Source organism: Nostoc sp. C052, assembly GCF_013393905.1.
In the GTDB taxonomy this organism is placed as follows: Bacteria; Cyanobacteriota; Cyanobacteriia; order Cyanobacteriales; family Nostocaceae; genus Nostoc.
In genome coordinates this window covers 3,679,830-3,702,842 of record NZ_CP040272.1, presented here as the reverse complement: position 1 = coordinate 3,702,842, position 23,013 = coordinate 3,679,830, and the positions used below count along the sequence as shown (strand labels likewise).

Here is a 23,013-nt window from a genome sequence, read left to right as displayed (position 1 = left end):
ATTTACCGGAGTTTTGTTAGAGTTGAATAATTCAGCTTTTCAAAAGCTGTAGATATACCATCCTATAACTCTAGGGCTACTATCTATAAAAAGTTGCTACTTTGCTTTGTAGCACATATCTGTGCAGACTTTAAATTTAAATTTAAAACTATGACAGATAGGTTTTTTATGCCAATTTTATCTCTATTCAATCATCTAAATTACTATCCTCAAGAGTAAAGAAATTAGTTTATGAAGTTCCAGCCATTTCATCTCATCCCAACTTGGAGCCGATCGAAATCTTCCCAGTCCCCAATCCCTAGTCCCCATTACCCCTTATCCTCAATCCCTATTTCAATGCGAAGTCTTTCGGCAGCAATGTTTGCACTGGGTTCTTTTTTGGGTTTGGCGATCGCTACTACTACCAGCAACTCTCAAAATGCTACAGCCGCTTACCCAATTGCCGCTAACTTGTCAAACGTAACTCTACGCGCTTCTAAATATAAAGGCGGTTGGGATTTGCAACTCAAGTTATCTGGGCAAGATAAATTTCCCTACAAAACTGAGTTTACAGAATTTTCTGGCGGAAACTTTATCGTACAGGCAATCAACGCCAATGCTATTGATATTGGTAGTGCTAGCGAGATCCCACCGATTTTTGCAATTCAATCCCAAGGGGCAGTAAAAATCATTGCTTCTATTAAAGGGCCGACAGTGGGTCAAGTCGTACTCGTACCACAAAATTCTAAAGCGAAGAAGTTTAGTGACCTTAAGGGTAAGAAAGTCGGCTATGTGAAAGCGACTACAGCCCATTACTTCTTAATTAAGATGTTGGCACAAGAGGGATTGACACTCAAAGATGTGAATGCCGTACCACTAACTATTCCTGACGGACTCTCCGCTTTCAGGAGAGGCGACCTAGATGCTTGGGCTACTTACGGTTACGCAATCCAGCAAGCCCAGAAAGATGGAGCAAAGGTACTCAAATCAGCAAAAAACATTCTCAGCGGCAATTTTACCATTGTCGCAGCGCCGAGTGCGATCGCCGATCCTAATAAAAAAGCGGCGATCGCAGACTTCCTCTGTCGCATCCAAAAATCGCAAGATTGGCAAGCATCAAATATAGAAGTGTGGTCAAAAAACTATGCAAAAGCAATTGGAGTGGATGAAACCTTTGTCCTCAAAGATGCCAAAGAGGGTTTAAAACAGAGGCGATCGCAAGTGCTGCCAATTTCCCCACAAGCGATCGCTTCTCAGCAAGATGTCGCTGACACCTTTTATCGTGCTGGAGTCATCCCCACAAGGGTTGATGTGAAACCATTATGGGATGGAAGCTTTACCAATGCGATTAATAAATGCAAATAGTCAATCAACAGTTTGACTGACAATCGAAAAGTTAACTTCAATTAAGGTGAAATATGTCCATTCAAGACACAGTAACTAGCTGGGAACAACTGTTAGAAATTGCCCAAAAAAATACCCCTGCTCGACGGGTGCGTAGACCAGGGCAATCTCCTTCTACTGCTCCTATCCCTAGCAGTCTCCATAAACTGCCACCAGATACAGAACCGCCAGTACTTCTTTACCGTGATACTAACTCTTGGTGTCCATTTTGCGAACGGGTTTGGTTTGCTCTCGAAGAAAAGGAAATTCCCTTTGCAACAGAGTTTATCGACTTGACTAACAAGCCTAAATGGTATACAGACTTAGTTCCTACAACCCTTGTCCCGGCTGCAAAAATTGAGGGAAAGTTAGTTTATGAATCCAAAGACATTCTCTTAGCATTAGAAGAACAATTTGGGTCAACCTTGCTCCCTGAAGACCCAGAGGAAAACGCAGTTGCTAGGCAATGGCTTGAAGATGCTGAAACCAATGGTGTGAGAGATATCGCTTACAAATTTCTCCGACAAGCTCCTGAAGATCCGAATGAATTAGCCAGCTTACAGGCAGCTTTTGAAGCGAAATTAGACGAACTCGAACAACTTCTTGGAAAGTATGCCGGCCCCTACTTTTTGTCAACATTTAGCGTGGTAGATATTACCTACAGCCCTCATTTAGACCGTTTGGCGGCTAACTTACCCGTTTATCGGGGATATCACCTCAAGGGAAATCCCCGATATCCTCGGATCAATGCTTGGTTTGAAGCACTCAAGCAGCGTCCTGCTTATCAGCGCGTCAAATCGGATGATACCACCAACAATTTACTCCTGCGTCGCCGATGGGGTGTGACGCCAATCGGCAATCCTTTGCCTCCTGACCCAGCAGCTAGCCAAGAAATCCAATTTCGGGCAGAAGCGGCTGAGAGGTTGACTGATAACCGAGAAGTTGCTTTAGGAGACATCCTCAAAAACTCCGGGGTGCAAGCATTGGCAGTCAATGGAGACACAACAGCCGTTAAAGAAGCAGTTGATTTTCACCTAAGATTGCTGGCTGACTATCTCATCAATGGCAATGGTGCAGCATTACCGTGGGGACGTGTGGGTGGCAAAGACAATGCCGATCCAACTGCGGCGGCGGTTGGAGCCATCACACTTGCCTATGTGAGAAATCGCATCTGTGCGCCACGAGATATGAGCGCTGGTGCTGCAACTGCATTCCGGGCAGCAGCAGATAAAGTGTTGGCATCTCTCTATTAGCGATCGCTAGTGACAGGCTAAAATTCTATTTCGCACGGTGGTAGTCTGGATAATTTTTCACTACCACCGATGATCCGATCGGGTTCATTTCCTATCTGTACCTACCGTATCTGCGATCGCCAACTGAGAACTCAGCCCGACAACCATTTTTCACCCAAATACGATCGTTCCGATAGCCCCAATTTCCTCTACAAGTGGCATCAGATAATTGCCTAACAAGCCTCACTCGACCTCTAGTACGTATTGAACAAGTATTTCTCTGATTATTACGACTTGAACAAGTGATTATCTCCTGAGCGGAAGCGGGAGCTGCAACGCCCAAAAGTGTACCTATACTAATGCTGGCAACCATAAAGGTGGCAGCAACAATGGGAAGACGCATAACCATATTCAATGTTAAACCTCTTCAAAAACTAAAAAACAAAGACTATAGTAATTATAGCAAACTGCATTAATAGCCAATTTTCAAATAAATTAAATGCAATTATTCTTTGCATTCTCAATAGCACCAGAGGTTATTTGAAAAGTGGCTGAAGGTAATTTTAGGCACTTATTTATCCCCTAGTTTCAATTAAAATTTTGGCATTTATTTGAGTAGATTTATGCCAAGTAAAAAAAGGAGAATATTGCTAATCTCCTAAGGTAATATGAGTGAAAATTTATTTTCTTAGTACAGCCCACCACAAAAAGAGTATGGAATTTAATCATTCGTAGGTTGGGTGAAACGTAGTGAAACCCAACATCAACCCTCGATATTTCCGAACCCCTTTAACGGTGATATGTAATTAGTGATTAAAGCGAGCTTGACGTTCACGCAATTCACGAATATGTCGCTCACGAGCTTGGCGTTCACGTAATTCACGAACGCGTCGTTCACGGGCTTGGCGTTCACGCAATTCACGAGCGCGTTGTTCACGGATTTGGCGTTCACGTTGAATTCGATTGTTATTAAAAGCTACACTATCATGATTAAAACGATCGCGCTCAGATTTAAATTCAGCAGCATTAGCATTTTGAGAAAGAGCAGCAATTGAGGTAGCTGCTAATAAGCCTCCAAGTAGAATAGATTTTAAGCGGTTCATATATTTCTTAATCTGACTTGCATTACTTGATTTGTACATTCTCAATGTATCGGCATAATCAGATATACGCCCGTGACAAAAGTCATATTTAAATAGTTACTTTTGTCACTAATACTAGAATCTATATTTGATTTTTGAAATTGGATAACAGTCGAGATTTCACTTAATACATGTTATACCCTCAGTATTCTTAGTAAAATTTACATCTAATTCCTATTAGCACACCACAAAAAGGGTATAGAATTTAACGAGTTAAGGTTAAAGGGTTTGCCTCGTTCCCAGTCGGAAACTGGGAACGCTCGTCGTTGAGGCTCCGCCTCGCTTGCTGGCGGCAGAGCCACCAGGAGCAGTATTTCCAGCCGGAGGCTGGAAACGAGGTCTTAAAGGAGTTGCGAAATGTCAAATTATTTCACTAAATCCTTCACCTTATTGATAATGCTCACTGGATCAATGCCTTGGTGTAAAAATTGTTCCCATAAACCGCCGCAACCTTCTTTATGAGTACCAAGATAAGCATACTTGGGAGTAAACCCACGCTCTAATAGCCAGCTACCAAAACGGCTGCCCAATCCGGTTCGACGGTTAAAGGATTCCACAACCAGTACAAAAGGAGCATTACCGATTTTCACCATCATCTCTTCGTCAATAACGTTTAAGGTTGGTTTATTGATCAAACCTACGTCTAGCCCTTCTTGCTGGAGACGCTCGACAGCATCAAGGGCACGATACAGAGCTTCACCAAAGCTGATTATGTAGCCTTGGGTTCCTTCTCGAATTACCTCATCTTTGCCAGAGACAAATTTATAGTCCCTACCAAAAAAGTCATGACCGTTTTTGTCAAGAATGTTAGGTACTTTAGAACGAGTAGAGAAAATAAACCGCAGTCCCGGATCAAAGAACACAGTTTCTACACAAGCTTTCATTTGATTAGCATCAGATGGAAAGTAAAGACGTGTTTCGTAGCCATCATCTAAACCATTGTCAGCGAACATATTGTTCAAACCGAAGTGGCAGGTATTATCTGCCATATCATCGATACCTGCATGAGAAAAGTGACAAAGTACATTGGAGTAGTTCAACCGCGCCATCGTAATCTCTGAGATACACATTTCCAAGAAGGCGCTAAAGGTTGCGAAAATACCTTGTTTTCCTGCCTCCATCCCAAATCCGGCAGCAGCAGAAAAGTTACCCCGTTCCATGATGCCAGAGGAAATAAAAATTTCCGGGTAGGCATCGTGAATCTTCTTCAGACCACAAGAGCCTTCAAGATCGCTATCGATGACTCTGACTTTTTGCTTGCGTTCTGCTTCACTGATGCGACTTAAGACAGCAACTACTGCATCACCGAACACATTGCGGTTAGCATCCCATTTATTACTAGAGCCAAGAAAAGTGTAGGTTTGTTTTGGTTTCTGAATACTTTTGAGGTATTCGACAGCAGCAGTTTGTTGGCGTAATTCTAGATATTGAATTGCTAACTCTACGGAAATCACATCATGACCGTGAGTAGAACCTTCTAACCCTTTAATACCAGGACACATGGGGCGTTTATTGATGATGGCAACTGGTCCAGGAGTTGTTACAGCTTCGCAAATACGACGGTATAAGTCGTCTAAGTCTTCTCCATCTCCTTCGAGTATCTTCAACCCATGCCCTTCTAAGGTTTTGGCGACTGTAAAACCGGGTAAATATTTTGAAGGATGGCCGGCGATTGTCACGTCATTATCATCAATGATTAACTTCACATTAAGATATTGAGCGACAGCCAAGCGAGCAGCTTCCGCGTCATTACCTTCCTGCTGGGAACCATCAGAACCAAGACAGAAAACGATCTTACCTGGATTGGCGATCGCTACGCCATTGACGTAGGGCCATACATGCCCTAGTCGTCCAGAGCTAAATTTTACACCAGGAGTTAGCCCTAATTCCGGGTGTCCTGGTAAGCTAGAGTGGGCTTCACGATAGTGTAGGAGTTGCTCGCTTGGTAAGTCACCGTGCAAGGCTGCCATCAAATACTGAGTTGCAACTCGATGTCCGGCTTCATCAAAGAAAATCGGCACAAATTGATCCGATGCTGCTCGAAACAAGGCATCAAGTATGACCACCTCTGGTACTGTGTCATAAGGCCCTCCAGTGTGGCCACCCACCCCTCTGGCCGCTCCGGTAGCTGTAAAAAAGACGATCGCATCACGGCAGAGTTGAATATTTGTTTTCAGGCTCTCTCGTTCCTCTACTGTAAGAGTTGTCTTGGCTGGGTTAAGAACTAAAGGCTTGTAAGCGTTCAAATCAATGGGAAATTGAATCTTCGTAACAGTCATGTCGCTTCACTCCGAATTCAAAAGTCAAAATTCAAAATTCAAAATTAATGATCCCCATAAATAAATTTAGGGGCTTGTATCATGAGTCGTTTTCGGTCATTGAAAATGCAGCTAAGATTGTTAAATCTCGCTTGCGTGAATATGCTTGAATTTATTTAAAGACAATCAGAAATATGCAGAAACCTGCATGTATATGAGTATAAACTCACAAACGTGCAATTTCAAGATCAAACATGCAACTTCAGGAAAATCAACTATGCTAACTGCGGAGCGCCGACAATTCATCTTGGAAATTCTGCGACGTGACAAGAAGGTACTATCGTCGGAACTCAGCGCTGTTCTAAAGGTTTCTGAGGATACAATTCGGCGGGATCTGCGAGAACTAGCTGAATCTGGTCTTTTGCAGCGCGTTCATGGGGGGGCACTTCTGGTTTCTCCAGCTGTTGCTAGTTACGCCGATCGCCAAAAGCAAGCACCGAAAGAAAAAGAAGCGATCGCTCGTGCAGCTGCCAAATTGGTTTGTACAGGGCAGGTGGTAATTTTAGATGGAGGCACAACAACACTCCAAGTAGCCCGTCATTTGCCCTTGGATTTGCAAGCAACAATTGTCACCAATAGTCCTCCCATTGCGATCGCCTTGGCAGAACATCCTCATATTGAAGTTGTCATGTTGGGTGGACAACTCTACAAAAAAGCTTTGGTAAACGTTGGTGCTACTACAGTTGAGGCATTACGAATGATTCGTGGAGATTTGTGTATGTTGGGGGTGTGTAGTCTACATCCAGAATTTGGGATTAGTGTAGCGAACTTGGATGAAGCCCATGTCAAACGAGCGATGATTGCTGGAGCCGCGGAAGTAGTTGGATTAGCCACAGAGGAGAAGTTAGACACTGCTGCACCTTATGTTGTGCAGTCGATTCATGCACTAACTTATCTTGTAACTGCACCGACTGTATCCGATCGGCTGCTAACTTCTTACAAAGCTTTAGGTTTGACAATCATTCGTGATGAGTTGGCTTGAGAGGGCAGGGAGTAGGGGGCAGGAGGTAAAGGCGACCCAATACTGCTTGGTTAAGCATTTTTAACTCGGAATTGGGTTTTGGTTAAAGGGTAAAGGTTAAAGGTTTTTTCTTTCCCCTTTCCCCTTCCTCTTTTCCCCTTAACCATCAGGACTACTTTTCTGCGTCGTTAAGATTCCTGTTTTGTATGCTGCCCCCAAGGTTCACGAGCGAAGATCCGGCGTACCATCGGCTCAAAGAAAGTCATGGGCAGAGTATCATAGTTTGGATCAAATGATTCTTGATCCCACTTATGGCAGAATTCAGCAGTGGGGTCAAAGTAAGGATGACCTCGGAACTTTTCTCTAGCATGGCGATCGCGTCCTGTATGATGCCAGAAATAATAGCCTTGGAAAATCCCATGATGTTCAATTATCCAATGGGTAGATGGACTCACATAAGGTTTGAGGATGGCTGCTGCTAGCTCTGCGTGATTTACAGGTGCTAATAAATCACCAATATCATGCAGTAATGCAGCCACCACAACTTCTTCTTCTGCCTCATCCCGAAAAGCGCGTGTTGCCGTTTGTAGCGAATGCTGATAGCGATCGATCAAATTTCCTGGATAACTCTCTTGTAAGGCAACTAAAAGTGTTAGGGCGCGATCAGCAACCTGATTTAACAAAGGCTTAGAGTGTTCCTGTAACAAAAGATAATCCTCTTTTGTTCCGTCTGCCATTCGTGTATAAGTGGCAATAGGTCTTTTTGTAGATGAGTCTGACATTACATACTCCCGATGTAAATCTCAAAATTCTCTGTTTATCCAAACATGAGTTATTCTTTCAATACCTTCGCCAATTTACAAGTATTGGCATCTCATCCCTATTCCCTACTACTGGCCTGTCTTGGCTCAAATGTTGCAAAAAAATTGTAGGTTGGGTGGACGGAGCGCAACCCAACGCATACCAGGATGTTGGGTTACGCAAAGCCTCCACCCAACCTACGTCTAATACCAATTCACAATTCGCAATTAAAAACTTAGATGCAGCGAAGCTTTCAGCGTTTACATCTGTATCAAATTTTTCGTAAAATGGCATAGTGCACAATTTTTTTGCTTGCCACGCCACTACGCTGGGTACTGATGCCCAATGATGGGATGAGTTTGATAAGGCTCTTCAAGAAACTTGCGCTCTTCATCAGAAAGTTTCAAATCTACAGCCTCAACTGCATCTTTGAGATGTTCTATCTTGCTTGCACCAACAATCGGAGATGTCACGCCTGGTTGATGTAATACCCAAGCCAAAGCAATTTGTGTTGGTTTCACACCGCGTTTTTGCGCTAATTCGACGACGCGATCGACTACTTGAAAATCAGAATCTCGATAGTAGCGGCTATGACCCAATTCGTCAGTCTTGGCTCTTATTGTTTCACCATAGCCTTCCTTAGTGCGATTCCCAGCCAAAAAGCCTCGCGCTAAAGGACTCCAGGGAATAATCCCAATTCCTTGGTCTAAAGACAGAGGTATTATTTCTCTTTCTTCTTCTCGATAAACCAAGTTGTAATGGTTTTGGATAGAAACAAAGCGAGTCCAGCCGTGTTTGTCAGCAGTGTAAAGAGCTTTAACAAACTGCCATGCGTAAACACTTGAGATTCCCAAGTAGCGAACTTTGCCTGATTTGACTACATCATGGAGTGCTTCTAAGGTTTCTTCAATTGGTGTTTCATAATCCCAACGGTGAATCTGGTACAAATCTACATAATCTGTTTGTAGCCGCCGTAAGGAAGCGTCAATGCTATCAAAAATATGCTTTCGAGATAGTCCTCGGTCATTGGGGCCATCACCGACTTTATTGTAGACTTTGGTAGCAATTACAACTTGATCTCTTTTCGCAAAGTCTTTTAGTGCCCGACCCAAGATTTCTTCGCTTACACCCAATGAGTATGTATCAGCGGTGTCAAAGAAATTAATTCCCAATTCCAAAGCTAGTTTGATAAATGGGCGACTTTCTTCTTCTTCTAATACCCATTCATGCCATTTGCGAGAGCCAAAGGTCATAGCACCTAAAGCTAGGCGCGATACTTTCAGTCCAGTTTTGCCGAGATTTACGTATGTCATAATTTTTTAGGGATTTAAGTATGGGGCATTGGGCATTGGGCACGGGACATTTACTGGTTCCCAGCCTGGAGGCTGGGAACCGATTCTTGGAGGCTCCGCCTCCAGTGGCTTTACCAGAGGCAGAGCCTCTCAGAATTCGTTCCCAGCCTGGAGGCTGGGAACGAGGCACAGTCCCCAGTACCCAGTACCCAGTCCCGACTACGCTGGGTACTGATGCCCAATGATGGGATGAGGTTGATAAAGCTCTTCTAGAAATTTGCGTTCTTCATCAGAAAGTTTCAAATCCACAGCTTCAACTGCTTCTTTAAAATGCTCTATCTTAGTTGCCCCAACAATTGGGGCTGTCAGTCCTGGTTGATGCAATAGCCAAGCTAGGGCAATTTGCGCTGGTTTGACACCGCGTTTTTGAGCTAACTCCGCGACGCGAGCAACTATTTGAAAATCTGACTCTTGATACTGACGGTTTCCCTCTGAATCTTCGACTTTTGACCGTACTGTTTGACCGCCTTCTTGAGTGCGATTTCCCGCCAAAAAGCCTCGTGCTAAAGGACTCCAGGGAATAATCCCAATGCCTTGGTCTAGAGATAGAGGTATAATTTCACGTTCTTCTTCGCGGTAAATCAAGTTGTAGTGGTTTTGGATAGAAACAAAGCGAGTCCAACCGTGGATGTCAGCCGTGTAAAGAGCTTTAGCAAACTGCCAAGCATAAACACTAGAGATTCCCAAATAACGCACTTTACCTGATTTAACTACGTCATCAAGTGCTTCTAGAGTTTCCTCAATTGGTGTTTCATAATCCCAACGATGAATCTGGTACAAATCTACGTAATCTGTTTGTAGCCGCCTTAAGGAAGCATCTATGCCATCAAAAATATGTTTGCGAGATAGTCCTCTGTCATTAGGGCCTTCACCAGCTTTACCGAAGACTTTTGTTGCAATTACAACTTGATCTCTTTTGGCAAAGTCTTTGAGTGCCCGTCCTAAAATTTCTTCACTGATGCCTTGTGAATAAACATCAGCAGTGTCAAAGAAGTTAATTCCCAATTCCAAAGCCAGTTTGATAAAGGGGCGGCTCTCTTCTTCTTCTAATGTCCATTCTCGTAGTTTACGAGAACCAAAGCTCATAGTACCAAGGGCAATACGTGATACTTTTAATCCACTTTTTCCGAGATTTACGTATGTCATAAGTTTTTAGGGGTTGAGGCGTTGGGCATTGAAAAGAGGAAGAGGGGCGGGGAGCAGGGAGCAAGGGAGAAAAGTTTTCCCCTCTGCTCCCTGCTCCCTTGCTTCTTCTCCATTGCCCAGTAACAGATATTGCTATGAACGACTGGCGGAGGCAGTTGGGTACTGATGTCCTAAGATGGGATGTGGTGTGTAAGGTTCTTCCAGGAATTTGCGCTCTTCATCGGAAAGCTTCAAATCTACAGCCTCAACTGCTTCTTTGAGATGCTCTATTTTGCTAGCACCAACGATCGGAGCGGTTACGCCTGGTTGATGCAATAACCAAGCTAGGGCAATTTGTGTTGGTTTCACGCCGCGTTTTTGCGCTAATTCGACGACGCGATCGACTATTTGAAAATCTGAATCTTGATAGTAGAGATTATGGGCGAATTCGTCAGTTTTTGCGCGCACGGTTTGACCATAGTCTTGTTTACTACGATTACCGGCAAGGAAACCACGCGCTAGGGGACTCCAAGGAATGATCCCAATTCCTTGATCTAGAGATAAAGGTATGATCTCTCTCTCTTCTTCTCGATAAACTAAGTTGTAGTGATTTTGGATCGATACAAAGCGACTCCAACCGTGTATGTCAGCCGTGTAAAGGGCTTTGGCGAATTGCCATGCGTAAACACTTGAGATTCCTAAGTAACGAACTTTGCCTGATTTGACTACATCATGTAGCGCTTCTAGGGTTTCCTCTATGGGCGTTTCGTAGTCCCAGCGGTGAATTTGATACAAATCGACGTAATCTGTTTGTAAGCGCCGTAATGAGGCATCAATGCCATCAAAAATATGCTTACGAGATAGCCCGCGATCGTTGGGGCCATCACCGATTTTATTGTAGACTTTGGTAGCAATAACTACTTGATCTCTTTTAGCAAAGTCTTTGAGCGCCCGTCCCAGAATTTCTTCACTGGTACCTAAGGAATAAACATCGGCGGTGTCAAAGAAGTTAATGCCCAATTCCAAAGCTAGTTTAATAAAGGGGCGACTTTCTTCTTCTTCTAGTACCCATTCTCGCAATTTCCGAGAACCATAAGTCATAGTACCCAGAGCCAGACGTGATACTTTCAGTCCACTTTTTCCAAGGTTTACGTATGTCGTCATACTGTTTGCTCTACTTTTTGATAACGTTGTGATAGTTCTAATGCAACTTGAGCAGCTTGATGTGCTTCATCACTGCGTCCTAGCTGGCTGTAAGTATTAGCTAATTCCCGTTGAATCACAGGAATATTGCTACGGGCAGCATTGCGCTTTTCTAGTACATTCAAGGTTTTGTGATATTGCCGATCGCGAATCAGTGCGTCAAGATAAATTTGCTCAAATAAATCTCGTTGAGCATGAGATCCACCTGTGGAGTATAAATCGGGTAATACTGGCTCTAATTCAGCGATCGCATTTTCCCAATCCCCACGAGCATGAGCAATCATCCCTCTAGCGGCTGGTACTCCTATCTCTACCCAAGTTGGCCGTGCATAGGGTAAGACGTTCTCTCCATGAGTTTGCATACTCTCTAACATCTCTGCCGCCCAATCATCTTTACCGCCCCGTACCAATGCATAGATATATTGCAAATCCAAAAAGGCGAGGGTATGTTCGTGTATTCGTGGTTGCAGATAAGCAGCAAGTTCTTGCCAACGCGAACCAACATCTACACCACGTAACTCTAGCCGTAACAACAAGGCGATCGCGTTAATCTGTTCGCGTCCATTGTCTTTTTTGGCACGTCCCCAGATGCGCGTGTCATATATCTCTAGTACTTTGGCAAAATTCTCAATATCCAGGTAGTAAAGGGATGTGTGCCACCAAAGATGTCCATAAAAAGCCGAGCTACCATATTCCCAAGTGTCGCTAAGACTTTCCATTAAGCTAATTCCTTCTTCTAAGCGTCCTTGAGTTTCTAATACATGAGCAACGGCGTGATGTGCCCAACGGTTATCTCGTTTCAGAGCGATCGCTTGTCGCCCATGTTCTTCTGCTTCTGCTAAACGATGGCACTCTTCTAACCCAAAGGCCAGCATCCCGTACATATAAGGGTTGTCACGATTGGCGGCGAAAACTTTTTCGGCAATCAGTAACATTCCCTTGCTGTTACCGGAATTTCGATAGTGGTATTGCGCTAGATGGACTGAGGCTAAATCGCGGGGAAAGGCGATCGCGATTGCTTCATGATGAGCGATCGCTTGAGCAATGTCTCGGTTTGCCCATGCTTCAATTGCCGCAACGTAAAGTTTTTCGCGCTCGTTCGCTCTTTTTAGGTAAGATTTCGCCAGATTGAGATAAAATTTAGCCTTGGTTAAGGCAACAGAGCCACCAGCAAATAGATAAAAGGCGGCAACTTGTGCATTGGCGATCGCACAAGTCGGATCTGCTTCAATTGCTTTGAGAATCACTTGGGCATCGTTACCAACACCCAATAATTGATCCACAAAGCCATTGATGGCATCTACCGCTGCTGATGAGTCGGTAGTAATTTCTAGTTCAGATGCATCTTTTACCATTGATTTTCCCAGAGCATTGCACAGCGACAAGCATGACTTTGCAAAAGCTAGGCTATAAACTACTGTATCTCAATCGTGTTACTGGGGTTAATAATTGGGATTAATTTTTTTCAGAAGTTATTTTTTCACCTTCGTAAGCAAGAGCTTGATCGCCTGCTTGGGCAAATCTCTGAGCGAGTTCAATAAGCTGTTGTCGCTCTTGATCGTTAGCAATCCCATCTGGAGGAGGCATGAGTTTTTCTTTGATTTGGCGCACCGTTTCATGTCGTAAGGTGAGAGCCTGATTCGGATAATTCAGTATTAATATAGGATTCTGCTTGGCGGCGTTGTCTGGACTGTGACAGACAACACAAGCATTTTCCCTCAGCTTGACCTCCAATGCCCGATAAGCAGCATCAACTTTAGTCACGTATGGGTTCGATGGAGAAAATAAATGTGTATATAGTGTCACATAAGGCTGCTTCTTGCCCTTAGCGTCATTCCAAACCCATTTACCATCCCAGGCATGATTTACCTTTGGACGCTTGGGATCAACTACTGCTGAACGTAGCGAACCGATCAGCTTCTTTTGTTCTAGAAAGAAAAGTAATTCTGTAGTTTGCTGATAAGAATCCCATTTTTTTGATGAGTGCCAGAACGGATAAGGAAAATCTCCAATATCAAGCTGATTCCGAAACTGAGTAAAAAGGTGGATGACAATCAGATTATTTACCTGTTCAACCTTGGGTTCACCTTTAAACATAAAGGTAGAGAGGTAAGTACGCCGCCATACCAAGGGATCAAATTCGGTTTTTTGATTATCTTTGAGATTATAGTTACCAACTTTATTTTGAGCGCCCCATAAAAAGGGTACGTTCATAGTTTCGCGCAAGATTGTTAGCTTCGCGAGTTTGTCAGCGCAGGAGTTGAAGGCAGCTAAATTTTTAGCATCAGAGACGACGGGACAAGCCGCAATAATTTCTTTGCCGATTTTCTGAGCTAGTTCTATGTCTGGCGATGCTTCTTGTGCTGATACTGTATTCTTGGTGTTGAATGCTGGGGTTGTAGAGATCAAGAGGGCGATCGCTACTACTATGCTCAATAACACAAACTGCGTAAGCGTAGCCCGCCGCAAGCATCGCGAGTAAAATTTCCGAAGACTAGACATTGGGGAATTTTTCAACTCAATAGGATGCAAAGCAATGGTAGAGACGCGACATTGCACTTTTGTTCTGCTAACGCGTCTCCAAGTCTGCCTTTCTAAGGGACTTCCAAGAAATAAAAGGGAAAAGGTTAAAGGGGAATGGCACTAAGAAAAGGCGAAAGGCTTGTGTCATCTCGTTCCCAGTCTGAAGACTGGGAATGTATTCCAAGAGGCTCTGCCTCTGGTCAGCCCCCTGGAGGCAGAGCCTCCGAGAATGGGTTCCCAGCCTGGAGGCTGGGAACCAGTTAGGGCAAAGCTTATAGCTTTTCTTAGTGCCATTCGGTTAAAGGGGAAAGGGGAAAGAGATGAACAGGTCGCGCCACTTGCGGGCGTTAGCGGAGCGGGACACAGTACGGTTTTTACCTTCCTCATAAAATTTGGATTATTTCGCGCCACTTGCGGGCGTTAGCGGAGCGTGACGCAGTACGGTTTTTACCTTTCCCCCTTTCCCTTTCCCCCTTCCCCTTCTTCATAAATTATCCAATCTTGTGGGGTTGGCAACATGAGCGCCCTATATACTGGGCTATCGTGTCACCCACCCCACAATAAATAGTTGGTTGGATATTTTTTATTTGGAAGTTTCTAAACAGTGAAAGCTTTAAATCGTGACTTTTGTCCCATCAAATTTGGTAAACGTGAAACCTTCAAATTTTTCGCGGAAAGTTAGTTTCTCGTCTTTCAGGATACCAATGGCGATCGCTTCGCCAAGAGCTAACGATGCGGCTGCATCTGTGCGCCAGTGAATCCCTGCACTATCACGACCTAAGCCAATATTCGCCGCTAATTTGTTCAATTCACCGCCTACTGTCAATGGTGGCCCTTGATATGGAATCAACTTGGTGGGATCTTTGGGATCGGGCACTACCGGATTCGGAATCACATAATTCTCATCAAATAGGGCCTTCAAGATTGTGACGCTAGCACCCGCCGACACCGAAGCGCCCCCTGGATAAGAAGAATGCAACGGTGCGCCTTCGGGAAAAGCTTGGGGTAGCAGATAAGATTTATTTTTGCTGAAGAAGCGATCGAGTGCTTCTGACTGGAAAACTTCAGAGTGAATCGGATAGTTGGTTTTATTCACCTTGTTGTTGTGAACTAACCCACCATAAGCCTCGGCTCTTAGACGACGATGTACATAATACTTTTGCCAATAAGCTGCTCTAATTGCATGTGGACTAACCCAACCGATCAGAGATTGTGAATACCCTGGGCCAAATGTTCCAGAACCACCAGATTGTGTCTTCGACTTGTTGTAAGGATTGCCAGCATTGTAAGGTGAACCAACACCGCCAGCTAGGGGATTATCACTGACTGGCTTGGCGAGTAGAATCAAAGCTGCATTTGTATAGACTGGTGGCGGCGTGTGGGCAATCTCTGACTGGTCGCGCCCGTTGATAAAGTAGCGACGGGTTGAGTCAAACTTAATCGTTCGACCAGGATCGCCACCATTTTGTACTAGCAACCACTCGTCATAGTTAGTTTGGAAACTATTTTCGGGAATAGCTAGAGGAACCCGGTTAAGTTGAGCATAACTATGCGTTCCTGCGGGTATTGGACGCAGTAAAAACTGGGAAACATAAGGGCCCAAATCTACCCCTGGTAGGGTGTGATAAATCGTTTTACCAGAGGCATCAACGTAAATTGCGGTGCCTCGAAACAGTAGTTCGGGTGTAACCCGTCCGTTTTGTTTAGGCCCTTTAAATGCTGATAACCGATTCAGATCCTTAACCGCCGCCAGAATCAGCGGGTTAGTTGTATCATTGCGGAATTCGCTAAAAGGTACATCCTGTAAGAGTTGTTGCCAAGCAATTTCCAGGAATTCAGCCCCCTGTTCTGCACTATCCAGGGTGGGTGGTACTGGAATCGCCAATTGGCAAGTATTCACCCCACTCAAGCTAATTGCTAATGGGGTGAGCGGTTGTACCAGCTTCCGTTTGCCACCCAAAATAATCTTTTCATACTCGTTGGGATCGCCAGAGTTCAGCGCATTAATCAAAGATTGATAAGCCTTCAGATCCACTTCGCCCAGTTGATTATGGGGCAATCCTCGTGTATCTGTGGCAATTTTGTTGGCGTACTTCGCCTCATCTCCATTGGTGGGATGGGGAGGAATGGGAATTTCCCGATTAACCTTGGCTGCTGTTGTACGCACTTGAAAGGCTTTCTCGCGTAAGTCGCTATATTTTGGTTTGACAGCAGGTTCCTGAGCCTGGACAATATTTTCTCCTTTCTTCAAGGAAAAGGATGAGCTAAAAACTCCGGCGACAACACTAGCTGCACTAAATAAGCCGGCGCGACCGAGAAATGAGCGTCTGCTGGCGCGACCAAGGAATAATCTTCTACTACCTGCGTTAGTTTGAAATTGCTTAGTTTTGCTTATTTCACTATCAGCCTGAGCATTTTTTTCAGAATCATGATGAGAATTGGGATCTGCTTGCATCTAAGTTGTTCTCCACTGGCAAAAAATAATTCAAAAATCCAGCCATAAGTAAATACATGAGCGGCTAAAAGCTAGAATGACTTTGAGCCACACACGGAATACCCACCTCTATAAAAAGATGGCAATCTCACTGAATTTGTGATGAAATCTGGGATTGTTCTACTAGCAAGTAACTTGCATTGGAGATTGTTCTCCCGACAATTATCTAAGTATTTAATGCTAATACTCAAGCTCTCATCGTATGGTTATTACACTTCCGTAGTCTGAATCAGTCCGATAGCTTGTTGCCAAGATTCAAGAGTCGCTATATGAGCTGCACTTTCTTCCAGTCAGACTGCAAATATCTGCAAGTCTATCGATTTACCGTATTTTAATGTTAAATCAGACTTTCTCACAAACGGCGATCAAAATCAAGAGGTTTTTACAATAAACTTGCCAAGGGCTTGAAAGTCCTGGAGGAGTTACGGCAGAACAAGATGAGGAGTAGAGGAAGAAGTTTTCATTCTCTCGTTCTGGCCGAACCTTCCGTAGGGTCTAACTTGCAAATACCTTGTTTTTTGCTGCTAGCTGTGTGATACTTTCGTTTAAATTAAAAAATAACATAAATATCTTAAACAAAGCAAAAAATAATCATGATATTCAAGAGATTTAGAACGTGGATTTTATTGATTGGATTAGCACTATTGATGTTTGTCTTTGTCGCTTGTGCTTCTAGTAATAAAACTACTTCACAAGTACCAAAAAAAGTAACAATTGCTTATCAACCTGGAATTAATTACGCTAATCTACTTATCGTCAAGCAGCAGCAAATTTTAGAAAAAAAATTTCCCAAGACACAATTTGAGTGGCAAGAATTATCGAATGGTGCAGCTATTAGAGATGGAATTATCGCTAATCAAATACAAGCTGGTGCAAGTGGGATTGGTGCGTTTCTTGTCGGTTGGGATAAAGGTGTGGGCTGGAAAACATTAGCTTCACTCAACTATAGTGAGTTTTGGTTAATAACGAAAAATCCCAATATCAAAAGTCTCAAAGATATCAAGCCAGGAATGAAAATTGGTTTACCATCTCTAGATGGGATACAAGCACTTGTAGTCCGAAAGGTGGCGCAAAAAGAATTAGGAAATCCCACCGCACTCGATCAAAACTTCCAAGTGATTTCTCACCCGCTAGGTTTGCAATCGCTGTTAACGGGTCAAATTGATGCACATTTTACAACGCCACCTTTTCAATTTCAGGAAGTTGAACAAGGTGGTAGGGTAATTATTAAAAGCTCTGATATTTTTGGTAAGACTAGCGCCGCTAGTGTATTTATGACTGAAAAATTCTACAATCAATATCCTGAGTTTGGTAAAGCTTTATATAACGCAATTGCTAATGCTACTAAACTCGTGAATGAAAAACCTGATGAAGCGGCCAAAATTCTCTCAGAAATAGATGGCGGAAAAGTCTCACAGGAACAATATAAAAAATGGCTGACGAATAAAGCAGTTGCTTATGGAATTGAGCCAAGAGCCTTCCTCCAATATGGAGCATTTATGCATGAAATTGGCATATTAAACAAGCAGCCCAAATCAATCGATGAATTAATTTTACCGCCGCTTAAAGGTTCTGGGGGAGATTAACTTAATGATTAATTTCGAGGGTTTTATTCTAGCAAAAAATGTACGCAATAGCTACAGCCCAGGTAAGTATATCAATACTAATAAGTTTGTCGAAGTTGCTGCTTATCTAGAAAGTTTACTCGGCAATTATTCCCGACGTGAGGCTTTTAGAGTATGAAATTCGTGAGTCGAACAACAGCAAGTTCCGATAAATTTGAGAAGTTATATGCTGATCTCAAAACTAGTAGTACTTTCAGGCGCGGAGTAATTTTTTGTAGCTTATTGATTTTTTGGCAATTGTATGTATGGATTGCCCAAGTTCCTGCCTTGCTGATTCCTAGCCCAATAGCAGTTTTAGAAGTACTGTGGCACGACTTATTGAGTCAAAAACTGCTACAAGCAACACTCAGTACTTTGTCTGTGTTATGTATCGGTATGGTCTTGGGTGTGATTGTGGGTACAGCTTTAGCAGCTTTCGCTAAAGTTTCTCGTTTTGGTCAAGATTTGCTAATTGTGATGAGTTCGATGCTGAATCCCTTACCTGCGATCGCTATTTTACCCCTAGTAATGATTTGGTTTGGGTTCACTTCTGTTTCTATTATCATAGTTACTGCCCATGCGACAACTTGGCCAATTGCCCTAAATACAGAAATGGGACTCAGTACTATCAACCCAACGGTTCTTATGGTGGGTAAAAACCTTGGTCTAGATGGTTTTAAATTGATTCGAGAAATTATGCTCCCGGCTGCATTACCTCACATCTTAACAGGCTTAAGAACTGCTTGGGCTTTTGGTTGGCGTACCGTGATTGCCGCTGAATTAATGTTTGGTTCAGGAGGTGCTACCAGCGGTTTGGGATGGCAGATTAATAATAGTCGCTACTTTCTACAAACCGATCGCGTATTTGCTGGATTAGTGGTAATTGCAATTTTGGGTTTAGCTGTCAATTATCTTTTTCGATTAATTGAAATCAACACAGTGCAAAAATGGGGTATGAAACGTAGTTAAACAGTTGATATAATTAGGTGATTGCCTCTACAAAACATCTAAAGCTTTGCATAAGTTCGTAACTTTTTTCAATGCAGAGGAACACAGAGGTAAATGCAGAGGTACGCAGAGTTTTGCCAAAGTTAATTCGCTATGAATTAATGAAATGTTGTACTTAGTACACGTCACCGTAAAAGAGGTTTGGAAATATCGAGGGTTGATGTTGGGTTTCACTACGTACCTCTACGGGGATCTTGCTACCACCCAACCTATGAATGATTCAATTCCATACTCTTTTTTGGGTGGACTGTACTTAGCCTTTATTTGACTGTGGAAATAACCCCAACTGAGCGTAAATTGGATCTACTATTTTTCCTATTTTTGGTAGTTGTCTACTAAAGAAATATGCTCCGAAAATACAACAGATACCACCAAACATTAAAGCATTACTAACACCAAAGTAACCTGCCAATGCTCCGAAAAATAAATTACCAAAAGGTAGTATTCCTAAAAAACCAGTTGTAAAGATACTGGTTACTCTACCTCTTTTATCTTCTTCAAGCAGAATCGATTGCATAAAGTTACTAATTGAAGCCAAAGTGAGACTATTATTCATGCCGATGATAAACATGAATATTAGACAAATATTTAGATTAGTTGACCGGGAAAAAATTATTAACCCTAAACCTAAAATGGCTGTAGAAGTTGCGATGATTGTTCCTAATCCGATGATATTTTTTCTGGAAATGAGATAAACACCTGAAATTATAGAACCAAGTGCCGAAGCTGTCATCAGATAACCCATAGTTTCTGCGTTACCTTTCAAAACTTCTTGAGCAAAAATTGGTACTAAATTGACATGGGTCATTCCCATAAAACAGACAATAATTTGCAATATCAATAAGTATTTAATTGGTAAAAATTTGTATGCGTAAACAAACCCTTCTTTGAGGTTGTTCCAAATCTGGGACTTGTGATTAGATGAATTATGTATAACTGGGTTTACTTTGACAGTTAAGATTGCAGATACAAAGGGTAGATAACTAATACTATCTACGAGAAAACAGGAAGCTGCACCAGATCTGGCAATCAGTAAACCCCCAATCATCGGACTAACAAACTTCGCTGTGTTAATCAAGAATGAATGGGAAGCCATTGCACTATAAGTATCTGATTTTTTATCCAAAAGTCTGGGAATAATTACCTGACGTGCTGGTAAATCAAAAGCTTTTACTGTTCCCTGAAGTGTACCAATGACAATAATCCATACAACGTTGATGTTACCACTAAGAGTTAGAAACGTTAGGGTAGAAGAGAGAAAAATAGATACTAACTGAGTAGTTAATAAGACATATCGTAAGTTCCAACGATCTAATAAAACTCCTACTAAAGGAGTAATGACCAAGCCCATCGCTTGATTTGTAAATCCAGCTACACCAACTAATACGGCCGAATTAGTTAGTTGATAAACTAGCCATACTAAAGCAATTTGTGTCATCCAAGACCCAAAAAAAGATAAGCTTTCACCAATAACAAAACAAGAAAAATTTACAGATTTAAGTGCAGGTGGAAGTTCAAAAGAAACAAGCTTTAGCTTTTCTTTTTGGAAGTTTTCTCTATTACTTGGTATCATAATTCTTTCCCTGATTAAAAGTTCTTGCAGCCCTGTTTTGTCAGAATAGACTTCACTTGAAAATCTGAGTTAGTAGTTCGTATTCAGCGATTTATCGCTCAATTTCAAGAGCTAAAGCCGCTTACTAAGTACACGTCACCGTAAAATTGGTTCGGAAAAATCAAGGGTTGATGTTGGGTTTGACTGTGTACCGCTACTTACGGGGATCTTGCTACCACCCAACTTACGAATAATTAAATTCCATACTCTTTTTGTGGTGGGTTGTACTTAGCTAGGAACTTTTGTAACTCCTCAAAATTAATAAGACAGACTACCATAGCTTAAAAGTTTTCATCCTACTTCGTTGTATTTACGTAGCGTCGCTTTGCGTTCACTTTGTTCATGCTTTTTCCTTTATTTGGATAAGATAATTTGCACAGACAAGGACACGAATAGAGACATTGCTTTGCAACGTCTCTATTAATTTTTCTGATGAAGTTTTAGCAAATCTGCATATTACCAGCCCTGAATTAGTATTAGCAATACTTAATGTTCGTAAAACAGAAAGTTTGTGTGCTTACTATTAGAGCAAAAAAATACAGAGACTACGACTAGATTATGTATCATATCATGTCTGGCCGAATATGTAAGTATGTTTTAACTGGCTTTGATATCAGTGTTGAATTAGTCGCCTGGATTTTGCCCGATAAAGTCTCCTAATTACTTACCTGGTTTCTCGTTCCCATTGTTGCTATGGGAACAAGGAAAGCCTTTGCAAGATGACTTATAAAATCTCTTGTTTTTCTCAGCGCTCTCCGCGTCTCTGCTGTTTAGAAGCAATTTATATAACCGCAGAGGCACAGAGAACACAAAGAAAAGAGCTTTTTCAGATGACGTGAAAAGTAAGAATTTAGTATGGGTGAAATTATAGCCAAGCGCGATCGTATTGAACAGGCCAGAGTTTATCGTGTCCTAGCTGTTTAGCTGCCAGATGTGGCCAGTAAGGATTACGGAGGAGTTCACGTCCTAACAGCACTATATCAGCTACTTCTGTACGAATAATTTCGTCAGCTTGTTCCGGGGATGTAATTAACCCCACGGCTCCTGTATGAATATTAGCTTCGCGGCGGATGCGTTCGGCAAACTCAGTCTGATAACCAGGTTTAATTGGTATATGAACGCCTGGTATAGTACCTCCTGAGGAAGTATCGATGAGATCAACTCCTAGAGATTTGAGTTTGTCGCTTAAAGCGATACTTTGCTCAATGTCCCAGCCATTATCTACCCAATCAGTGGCGGAGATGCGTACCCAGAGTGGATGTGTCTGGGGCCAAACCTCTCGGACAGCTTGAACTACTTCTCTGAGGAGGCGAGTCCGGTTTTCAAAACTACCACCATAATCATCTTGACGCTGGTTAGAAAGGGGTGAGAGAAATTGGTGCAGTAGATAACCGTGGGCAGCATGGATTTCCACTACCTTGAAACCAGCTTGTAGAGAACGTTTAGCTGCTTGGGCAAAGGCGTCAATAACTTCTTGAATTCCCTCAAGGCTAAGGGCTTCTGGAATTGGGCTATCTTGGCTAAAAGCGATCGCACTACTCGAAATTACAGGTCGCCAACCTTCCTGAGATTCATCTAGTGCTTTTCCTCCTTTGCTCGGTTTGGCAGTGCTGGCCTTTCTACCTGCGTGAGCAAGTTGAATACCTGCAACAGCACCAAAATTATGAATTAATGCCACAGTTTTGGCTAAACTTTCTATATGTGAATCTGACCAAATTCCCAAATCTTGCGGGCTAATGCGTCCACGTGGTTCCACAGCTGCCGCTTCTGTGATCACTATCCCAGCACCGCCAACTGCGCGAGACGCTAGATGAATAAAGTGCCAATCGTTAGCATATCCATTTGTACTGGAATATTGACACATCGGTGAAACGGCGATGCGGTTGCGAAAGGTAACTTCACGAATTTTGAATGGTTCAAACAGATGTGCCATTGATATTGATTCCTTCTCTTTCTAGGTAAAAAGGATTGGGTATTGGGGACTGGGGATTTTACTCGTAAGAATTATGTAAGGGACTTTGACTCGAATGATACTAAGTTAAGACACAGCCCTTGGACTGACTGGTTCCTAGCCTCCAGGCTGGGAAACGATTGTGGGAGGCTCTGCCTCCAGTGGATTGACCAGAGGCAGAGCCTCTGGGAATACGTTCCCAGTCTGAAGACTGGGAACGAGGTGACACAAGCCTTTCAGATTTTCTTAGTCCCATTCGATTTTGATCCCTCCCAAGTTTTGAATAATTTCCCAGTACCCAATCCCCAATCCCCAGTCTCCACAA

At 42.8% G+C, this 23,013-nt stretch carries 19 protein-coding genes; 7 read left to right on the top strand and 12 right to left on the bottom strand.

Translation table 11 applies throughout. From position 1 onward, the window contains the following. Positions 1-336 precede the first annotated feature (336 nt). Complete coding sequence (locus FD723_RS15115) at positions 337-1,344, top strand: ABC transporter substrate-binding protein (protein WP_256875185.1); 1,008 nt, start codon at positions 337-339, stop codon at positions 1,342-1,344. 53 nt (positions 1,345-1,397) lie between these two features. Beyond that, the gene (locus FD723_RS15110; protein WP_179066042.1) at positions 1,398-2,615 is read left to right on the top strand and encodes a glutathione S-transferase family protein; all 1,218 of its coding nucleotides are present in this window, start codon (positions 1,398-1,400) and stop codon (positions 2,613-2,615) included. A gap of 91 nt (positions 2,616-2,706) precedes the next feature. On the opposite strand, the gene FD723_RS15105 is transcribed toward FD723_RS15110, so the two are convergent. The 3 genes from FD723_RS15105 to FD723_RS15095 all read right to left on the bottom strand — a co-directional run bounded on the left by FD723_RS15105 (position 2,707) and on the right by FD723_RS15095 (position 6,015). Next, entirely contained in the window at positions 2,707-3,003 is a 297-nt protein-coding gene (locus FD723_RS15105) for a DUF3011 domain-containing protein (protein ID WP_179066041.1), read from the bottom strand. Positions 3,004-3,400: 397 nt separating this feature from the next. Further along, positions 3,401-3,697, bottom strand: coding sequence for a hypothetical protein (locus FD723_RS15100; protein WP_179066040.1), 297 nt, complete (start codon positions 3,695-3,697; stop codon positions 3,401-3,403). Positions 3,698-4,101: 404 nt separating this feature from the next. Beyond that, positions 4,102-6,015 carry a transketolase C-terminal domain-containing protein gene (locus FD723_RS15095; protein ID WP_179066039.1) on the bottom strand — a complete coding sequence of 638 codons (1,914 nt, stop codon included), beginning with the start codon at positions 6,013-6,015 and terminating at the stop codon, positions 4,102-4,104. A 256-nt stretch (positions 6,016-6,271) separates the two neighbouring features. Between FD723_RS15095 and FD723_RS15090 the strand changes: the two genes are divergently transcribed. After that, a complete protein-coding gene (locus FD723_RS15090) occupies positions 6,272-7,036 on the top strand; it encodes a DeoR/GlpR family DNA-binding transcription regulator (RefSeq protein ID WP_179066038.1) in 765 nt (254 codons plus the stop codon). Positions 7,037-7,203: 167 nt separating this feature from the next. On the opposite strand, the gene FD723_RS15085 is transcribed toward FD723_RS15090, so the two are convergent. Together FD723_RS15085 and FD723_RS15080 are read right to left on the bottom strand one after the other, a co-directional pair. Next, positions 7,204-7,797 (bottom strand): HD domain-containing protein, encoded by a 594-nt coding sequence (locus FD723_RS15085; RefSeq protein ID WP_179066037.1) that lies wholly within the window; start codon positions 7,795-7,797, stop codon positions 7,204-7,206. A 342-nt stretch (positions 7,798-8,139) separates the two neighbouring features. Further along, on the bottom strand, positions 8,140-9,129 hold the full coding sequence (locus tag FD723_RS15080) for an aldo/keto reductase (protein ID WP_179066036.1): 990 nt from the start codon (positions 9,127-9,129) through the stop codon (positions 8,140-8,142). A 20-nt stretch (positions 9,130-9,149) separates the two neighbouring features. Between FD723_RS15080 and FD723_RS15075 the strand changes: the two genes are divergently transcribed. Continuing rightward, on the top strand, positions 9,150-9,353 hold the full coding sequence (locus FD723_RS15075) for a hypothetical protein (RefSeq protein WP_179066035.1): 204 nt from the start codon (positions 9,150-9,152) through the stop codon (positions 9,351-9,353). Here FD723_RS15075 and FD723_RS15070 read toward each other — a convergent pair. From FD723_RS15070 to FD723_RS15050, 5 genes are all read right to left on the bottom strand, one after another. Beyond that, a complete protein-coding gene (locus FD723_RS15070) occupies positions 9,328-10,314 on the bottom strand; it encodes an aldo/keto reductase (protein ID WP_179066034.1) in 987 nt (328 codons plus the stop codon). The two genes, FD723_RS15075 and FD723_RS15070, sit on opposite strands and share 26 nt — an antisense overlap. Positions 10,315-10,446: 132 nt before the next feature. After that, entirely contained in the window at positions 10,447-11,457 is a 1,011-nt protein-coding gene (locus FD723_RS15065; protein WP_179066033.1) for an aldo/keto reductase, read from the bottom strand. Then, a complete protein-coding gene (locus tag FD723_RS15060; protein ID WP_179066032.1) occupies positions 11,454-12,851 on the bottom strand; it encodes a tetratricopeptide repeat protein in 1,398 nt (465 codons plus the stop codon). Before FD723_RS15060 ends, FD723_RS15065 begins: the two co-directional genes overlap by 4 nt. 100 nt (positions 12,852-12,951) lie before the next feature. After that, complete coding sequence (locus FD723_RS15055) at positions 12,952-13,998, bottom strand: hypothetical protein (RefSeq protein ID WP_218651825.1); 1,047 nt, start codon at positions 13,996-13,998, stop codon at positions 12,952-12,954. 634 nt (positions 13,999-14,632) lie between these two features. Then, the gene (locus tag FD723_RS15050; protein WP_179066030.1) at positions 14,633-16,474 is read right to left on the bottom strand and encodes a vanadium-dependent haloperoxidase; all 1,842 of its coding nucleotides are present in this window, start codon (positions 16,472-16,474) and stop codon (positions 14,633-14,635) included. A 632-nt stretch (positions 16,475-17,106) separates the two neighbouring features. Between FD723_RS15050 and FD723_RS15045 the strand changes: the two genes are divergently transcribed. The 3 genes from FD723_RS15045 to FD723_RS15035 are packed head-to-tail and all read left to right on the top strand — an operon-like array spanning position 17,107 to position 19,086. Beyond that, positions 17,107-18,099 (top strand): ABC transporter substrate-binding protein, encoded by a 993-nt coding sequence (locus FD723_RS15045; protein WP_179066029.1) that lies wholly within the window; start codon positions 17,107-17,109, stop codon positions 18,097-18,099. Between the two features lie 4 nt (positions 18,100-18,103). Further along, positions 18,104-18,256 carry a hypothetical protein gene (locus FD723_RS15040; RefSeq protein ID WP_179066028.1) on the top strand — a complete coding sequence of 51 codons (153 nt, stop codon included), beginning with the start codon at positions 18,104-18,106 and terminating at the stop codon, positions 18,254-18,256. A gap of 5 nt (positions 18,257-18,261) precedes the next feature. Then, entirely contained in the window at positions 18,262-19,086 is an 825-nt protein-coding gene (locus FD723_RS15035; protein WP_179066027.1) for an ABC transporter permease, read from the top strand. 292 nt (positions 19,087-19,378) lie between these two features. Here FD723_RS15035 and FD723_RS15030 read toward each other — a convergent pair whose 3' ends face one another. Further along, a complete protein-coding gene (locus FD723_RS15030; protein ID WP_179066026.1) occupies positions 19,379-20,698 on the bottom strand; it encodes an MFS transporter in 1,320 nt (439 codons plus the stop codon). Positions 20,699-21,602: 904 nt separating this feature from the next. Further along, positions 21,603-22,670, bottom strand: coding sequence for an NADPH dehydrogenase NamA (namA, locus tag FD723_RS15025; RefSeq protein ID WP_179066025.1), 1,068 nt, complete (start codon positions 22,668-22,670; stop codon positions 21,603-21,605). Positions 22,671-23,013: the final 343 nt, after the last annotated feature.

Bases quoted from the DNA above. Each gene is read 5' to 3' on its own strand.
- FD723_RS15115 (WP_256875185.1), top strand. From the start codon at position 337: ATGCGAAGTCTTTCGGCAGCAATGTTTGCACTGGGTTCTTTTTTGGGT.
- FD723_RS15110 (WP_179066042.1), top strand. From the start codon at position 1,398: ATGTCCATTCAAGACACAGTAACTAGCTGGGAACAACTGTTAGAAATT.
- FD723_RS15105 (WP_179066041.1), bottom strand. From the start codon at position 3,003: ATGGTTATGCGTCTTCCCATTGTTGCTGCCACCTTTATGGTTGCCAGC.
- FD723_RS15100 (WP_179066040.1), bottom strand. From the start codon at position 3,697: ATGAACCGCTTAAAATCTATTCTACTTGGAGGCTTATTAGCAGCTACC.
- FD723_RS15095 (WP_179066039.1), bottom strand. From the start codon at position 6,015: ATGACTGTTACGAAGATTCAATTTCCCATTGATTTGAACGCTTACAAG.
- FD723_RS15090 (WP_179066038.1), top strand. From the start codon at position 6,272: ATGCTAACTGCGGAGCGCCGACAATTCATCTTGGAAATTCTGCGACGT.
- FD723_RS15085 (WP_179066037.1), bottom strand. From the start codon at position 7,797: ATGTCAGACTCATCTACAAAAAGACCTATTGCCACTTATACACGAATG.
- FD723_RS15080 (WP_179066036.1), bottom strand. From the start codon at position 9,129: ATGACATACGTAAATCTCGGCAAAACTGGACTGAAAGTATCGCGCCTA.
- FD723_RS15075 (WP_179066035.1), top strand. From the start codon at position 9,150: ATGGGGCATTGGGCATTGGGCACGGGACATTTACTGGTTCCCAGCCTG.
- FD723_RS15070 (WP_179066034.1), bottom strand. From the start codon at position 10,314: ATGACATACGTAAATCTCGGAAAAAGTGGATTAAAAGTATCACGTATT.
- FD723_RS15065 (WP_179066033.1), bottom strand. From the start codon at position 11,457: ATGACGACATACGTAAACCTTGGAAAAAGTGGACTGAAAGTATCACGT.
- FD723_RS15060 (WP_179066032.1), bottom strand. From the start codon at position 12,851: ATGGTAAAAGATGCATCTGAACTAGAAATTACTACCGACTCATCAGCA.
- FD723_RS15055 (WP_218651825.1), bottom strand. From the start codon at position 13,998: ATGTCTAGTCTTCGGAAATTTTACTCGCGATGCTTGCGGCGGGCTACG.
- FD723_RS15050 (WP_179066030.1), bottom strand. From the start codon at position 16,474: ATGCAAGCAGATCCCAATTCTCATCATGATTCTGAAAAAAATGCTCAG.
- FD723_RS15045 (WP_179066029.1), top strand. From the start codon at position 17,107: ATGATATTCAAGAGATTTAGAACGTGGATTTTATTGATTGGATTAGCA.
- FD723_RS15040 (WP_179066028.1), top strand. From the start codon at position 18,104: ATGATTAATTTCGAGGGTTTTATTCTAGCAAAAAATGTACGCAATAGC.
- FD723_RS15030 (WP_179066026.1), bottom strand. From the start codon at position 20,698: ATGATACCAAGTAATAGAGAAAACTTCCAAAAAGAAAAGCTAAAGCTT.
- namA (WP_179066025.1), bottom strand. From the start codon at position 22,670: ATGGCACATCTGTTTGAACCATTCAAAATTCGTGAAGTTACCTTTCGC.